Source organism: Profundibacter sp. (assembly GCF_056498605.1).
Genome location: NZ_JBSMEZ010000007.1, coordinates 1 through 5,412 on the forward strand (window position 1 = coordinate 1; position 5,412 = coordinate 5,412).

Annotated in this window: 6 protein-coding genes; all 6 read left to right on the plus strand. The window is 57.2% G+C overall.

The features are described 5' to 3' along the window. Positions 1-280: 280 nt before the first annotated feature. Positions 281-1,105, plus strand: coding sequence for a phosphonate ABC transporter ATP-binding protein (gene phnC / locus ACWB12_RS00955; RefSeq protein ID WP_479528184.1), 825 nt, complete (start codon positions 281-283; stop codon positions 1,103-1,105). Between the two features lie 63 nt (positions 1,106-1,168). Further along, positions 1,169-2,089: a phosphonate ABC transporter substrate-binding protein gene (gene phnD / locus ACWB12_RS00960; RefSeq protein ID WP_479528185.1), complete on the plus strand. Its 921-nt coding sequence runs from the start codon at positions 1,169-1,171 to the stop codon at positions 2,087-2,089. A 62-nt stretch (positions 2,090-2,151) separates the two neighbouring features. Further along, positions 2,152-3,036, plus strand: a complete 885-nt coding sequence (gene phnE, locus ACWB12_RS00965) for a phosphonate ABC transporter, permease protein PhnE (RefSeq protein WP_479528186.1) — start codon at positions 2,152-2,154, stop codon at positions 3,034-3,036. 11 nt (positions 3,037-3,047) lie between these two features. Then, a complete protein-coding gene (gene phnE, locus ACWB12_RS00970; RefSeq protein WP_479528187.1) occupies positions 3,048-4,388 on the plus strand; it encodes a phosphonate ABC transporter, permease protein PhnE in 1,341 nt (446 codons plus the stop codon). Further along, positions 4,385-5,041, plus strand: a complete 657-nt coding sequence (locus tag ACWB12_RS00975; RefSeq protein ID WP_479528188.1) for an LbetaH domain-containing protein — start codon at positions 4,385-4,387, stop codon at positions 5,039-5,041. The genes phnE (ACWB12_RS00970) and ACWB12_RS00975 overlap by 4 nt, the downstream gene beginning before the upstream one ends. Positions 5,042-5,106: 65 nt before the next feature. Next, on the plus strand, positions 5,107-5,412 hold a 306-nt coding region (locus ACWB12_RS00980; RefSeq protein WP_479528189.1), incomplete at its 3' end, for a twin-arginine translocation signal domain-containing protein.

Below are 5,412 nucleotides of genomic sequence, written 5' to 3' on the forward strand. Positions count from 1 at the left end.
CACACTCAGGCGGTGCTCCGCCACCTTCGTCGCCGCATCACGCGGCCGGCTTTTCCTGACTGTAGATGTACGTCCCATTCGTTGTTCCTCCTTCCCATGAATAGCATGGCAAGAAGGTTAAGAATACACATAGTGCGTCCCTCCATTCCAACGAAAAGATCGCACCATCAAACCGTGGGATCAAACACTTGGCATTGCTACAGTGTCTACGCGGAACCGTCATATAACATTTAATTTTTACCTATATTGCCACCCCCAAGGCAATCAACGGGGGGTGATTATGCTTTTGAATGTTCACGGGCTGACCAAGAAATTTGGCGGCAACATTGCGGTTAACAACGCCTCTTTCGCGCTGGATAAACCGCAGATGATCGGCATCATCGGGCGTTCGGGTGCCGGGAAATCCACAGTGTTGCGCATGATCAACCGGATGACCGATGCCAGCGATGGCTCTATCGAGTTTGAAAACCGTGACATCCTGAAGCTGAAAGGCAAAGACAAACGGGCTTGGCAGGCCGATTGCGCGATGATCTTTCAGCAATTCAACCTGATTCCCCGCCTTGACGTGATGACCAATGTGCTGATGGGCCGGTTGATCGACCATTCCGCCATCGGGTCGATCCTGCGCCTGTTCACCCGCCAGGAACGTCTGGACGCGCTGGCAGCCCTTGATCGGCTGGGCATCGCCGAGCATGTGATGAAACGCGCCGAAGCCCTGTCGGGCGGGCAGCAACAGCGCGTGGCAATCGCCCGCGCCCTGGTACAGGATCCGAAAATCATCCTGGCGGATGAACCGATTGCCTCGCTTGATCCGATGAATGCCCAGATCGTCATGGACGCCCTGCGCCAGATACACGAACAGGACGGCCGCATCGTTATCGCCAACCTGCATACGCTGGACACCGCACGCACATATTGTGATCGGGTGATCGGCATGCGCGACGGGGCGATTGTGTTTGATGGACCCGCGCACGAGTTGACCGAAAACACCGCCCGCGAGATTTACGGCGCGGGGGCCGAATTCGACGAGGCCGCGACCTCGACCTCGATCAGCGCAATATCGAATACCGCAGCTGCCAACCCAATCCTGGCCGTTGCGGGATAGCCGCCCGTTTGGGCATCCGCGCTCTGAACACCAGAGCACTTTATCCTGTCAAAGGAACGACGTATGAAACTCTCCGCACTTATTGCTGCCACAACTGCTCTGGTTACGGTCACAACGCCGTTGCTGGCCGGCAATCATGAAGCCCCCATCACCGAATTTCGCATCGGCCTGTTGGGCGGTGAAAATGAGTCCGACCGTCTGGCCAATAATGAATGCCTGATCCAGCGTTATGAGGCCCTGCTGGGTGTGCCGGTAAAACTGTTCCCCGCGTCTGATTATGCCGGCGTCATCGAGGGCCTGTTGGGCGGCACGCTGGATTATGCCGAACTTGGCGCGTCGGGCTATGCCGCCGTATATCTGGCCGACCCTGATGCGGTTGAGCCAATCGCAACCACGGTTCAAACCGATGGTGCCTCTGGCTATCACTCGATCATGGTTTCGCGCGCCGACAGCGGCATCGAAAGCCTTGACGACATGAAAGGCAAGCACCTTGGTTTTGCCGACCCCAACTCGACCTCGGGCTATCTGATTCCGTCGGTTGCCCTGCCCAAGCAGGGTTATGTGATCGAAGATTTCTTCGGCCAAACGTCGTTTTCCGGCGGCCATGAGCAAAACGTGCTGGCGGTTCTGAGCGGTGACGTCGACGCTGGCGTGACATGGACCTCTGGTGTTGGCGAATGGGAAGACGGCTATACCTCGGGCAATCTGCGCAAGATGGTGGACAAGGGTCTTCTTGACATGAACGATCTCAAGCTGCTCTGGACCTCGCCGCTGATCCCGAATGGCCCACTGGTTCTGCGTTCATCCTTGCCGCAGGAAACCAAGGACATGGTCATCAAATCCATGATGTCCATGCCCGATGATGATCCAGAGTGTTTCTACAATGCTCAGGGTGGTGAATATGCCGGTTTGATCCGCGTTAACGAAGAATTCTACGCAACAATCATCGCGGCCCGCAAAGCCAAGATTGAAAACAAAAACTGATCCCCCTGAACCTTGCGCATCCGCCTTTCTGGCGGGTGCGCATTTTTTGCTGAGAAAAATCCATGTCTGAACTGATGGCGACAGCCAATATTGCAGCACTGTACGAAATCGCCGAGCGCCGCCGCCGGGTTTACACCGGTCTGCTTCTGATCCTTTTGGTCGTGTTGCTGATTGGCGGTATCCGCATCGCCGAGGATGCGAACGCCGGATCAATACTATCCGGGTTGCCCAGAGTTTTTGATTATCCCTACGACATTTTGAGCCAGGCCTATGCCCGTGGCTGGGGATTCTGGAAAATCCCGTTTGTGGTGCAGCACAGCGATAACGGCATCCAGCATACCTATTTTTATTACCTGATCGAAACCATCAATATGGCGGTGGTTTCAACCCTTATCGGGTTCACCTTTGGTGGGATCATCAGCATCGTGGCTGCGCGAAACCTAGTTAAGAACCGGGTGTCGGTATGGATCACGCGCCGTTTCACCGACATTGCCCGCGCCTTTCCAGAGATCGTCATCGCGTTGTTTCTGATCTTCATCTTTGGCAAGAACCCGATTGCCGCCGTGGCCGCGATTGCATTCCACACCACGGGCGCGCTGAGCAAGATGTTTTCCGAGGTGAATGAGAACGCCGATATGAAAGCCTGGGAAGGGCTTGAGGCCGCGGGGGCCAACTGGCTGCAAAAAGTCTGGTTTGGCATACTACCGCAAGTCTGGCCCGACTGGATCAGCTATGGGTTGTTGCGGTTCGAAATCAACGTGCGGGCCTCGGCCATTCTGGGCTTTGTCGGTGCCGGCGGCCTGGGCCAACAGTTCAAGACCTTTGTCGATTGGAAGTTCGGGGCCGATATCGCCGCGATCATCATGCTGCTGATTGGCACCATCATCACCATCGATGTTCTGTCCACTTGGGCACGCCGCCGCTTCATCGGCAAAGTCGCACATTGAAAGAGACCACCATGACCACCACCGCAAAAATGCAAGCGCTTGCCGCAGCTTATCCAGAGGCGATCGAACCGAACCGCAAGCGGCAGGCCGCGTGGGCTGGCGGCGTGGTTCTGCTGATCGGATATCTGGCTTATATCTGGGTGGCGTTTGACATTTCCGGCGCGATGGCCCGCGCCAATATGGACCGCGCCAAACTGCTGGCGCTGGATTCCTATGCCTATAAACACCATGTCGAACTGTCGATGCGCACCGGCGACGTCATGGTCAATCTTGAAGGCAACCGCCGCCGTGCCTTTGAAACCCTGCCCGATTGGGTGACAACGCAAGGGGATGAAACCCGCGTTGACATGGGGGGCGGTTTTACCGCCTTTTTGTCGCAGACGTCGTTTCGGTTGTATGATGGCAAGACGTTGGTTGTGGATATCAAGCCGACGGCAGACGGCCCGGTGCTGCGCAGTGCGCCGCAGGACTGGATGCGTATCGCCCCCAACAAGATCGAAGGCCGCCCCGATACCTATGTGCGCTTTATCGTCACCAAATCGAAAATTACCCTGCACAAATACACCACGGGATGGGAAAATTTCTGGTTTGACAGCGGCTCGCCCCTGAACGGCACCAGCCTTTGGCAGGCGATCGGTCTGATCGTTTCGGGCGAGCAGATCGACCCCGATCAAAGCAACCTGTCGCTGGTTGCCTCAGAGATATGGGGCAACAAGGAATGGCAGCACGGGCAGGTAATGCACGCGATGATGATCACCGTGCTGATGGCGTTCTGCGGCACCATTCTGGCCGCGATCACCGCCCTGCCGCTCAGCTTTATGGCGGCCAACAACATCAACCCGTTCAGGGCCTTGCGGGGCGGCATGAAACGGGTGTTTGATTTCCTGCGGGCGGTTGATGCGCTGATCTGGTCGTTGATCTTCATCCGCGCCTTTGGTCTGGGGCCGCTTTCGGGCATTCTGGCCCTTTGGTTCACCGATACCGGCACCTTTGGCAAGATGTTCTCTGAAGCCATTGAAAACGCGAACAAGAATCAGATGGAGGGCGTCAGCTCCGTGGGGGCGGGCAAGGTGCAAACCACATGGTTCGGGGTGATCCCGCAAATCCTTCCGGTGTTGATTTCGCAAGTGTTGTATTTTCTTGAATCCAACACCCGTTCGGCTACGGTGATCGGCATGCTGGGCGCGGGCGGCATCGGTCTTAAACTGGCCGATGCCATGCGCACCGGGCAGGAGTGGGAAAATACCATGTATATCATCATGCTGATCATCATCGTCGTGATCATCATGGATAACCTGTCAGGCTGGCTGCGGATCCGACTGATCAAAGGCACCGAGAAGGGCACGGTATGAAACCCAAACTGTCCGAAACGCCGCTGGTACATGACGGCGCGGTTGTAAAGGGGTCAACCCTGGGGCGCTTTGTCGAAATCGGTGCGAACGCCCGCCTGACCGAGGTTGAGATGGGCGATTATTCCTATTGCGACCGCTTTGCCGACATCGCCTATTCACAGATCGGCAAGTTCGCCAATATCGCCGCATTCGCCCGCGTCAATCCGGGCAATCACCCGACCTGGCGCGCCAGCCTGCATCATTTCATGTACCGGTCCTCGGCCTATTTTGAGGATGAGCCGGACGAGGCCGAGTTCTTTGACTGGCGGCGCGAGACCCTATGCCGGCTGGGTGCCGATACATGGCTGGGCAACGGCGCACAGGTTCTGCCCGGTCGCGTGATCGGCACCGGGGCGGTGGTTGGTGCCGGTGCCATCGTGACCAGGGATGTGCCCTGTTATGCCATCGTTGCGGGCAACCCGGCGCAGGTGATCAAAATGCGGTTCCCGGATCCGGTGATCGGGCGCTTGCTGGCGCTGAAATGGTGGGACTGGTCGCACGAGGCGCTGCACCTTGCCCTGCCTGATTTCCGCCAGATGCACGTCGAGGCGTTCCTGGACAAATACGAGGAAGCAACAGGAAACCGCCAGAGTTGTTACGAATCTGTGCCTTAACTGTAATTCAACCATTGCAAATTCCGGCGAACTTCCTGCGGAACACCAACCACAGGAACCCTGCCATGTCCCACGATTTTTCCCGCCGTTCATTTCTCAAACACACTGGTTTGATGGCCAGCGCGGCGACCCTGCCGATATTGTTTGCAACCCGCGCCGATGCGACCCCCGGCGTTGGCGAACTGGCGATGATCCCGGCCACGCCAAACCCGGCTGGCAATGTTGAGAAACTGTTCGTTCTCAAGGGCAACCCGCTGGGCGCGCCGCTCACCACGATCGTCACCCAGACCGGCGATGCGGTGCCGGAACAGGGGACCCCAACCGGCACGCGGCAGGTTTTGCGGCTGCTGCATTTCAACGACATGCACAAC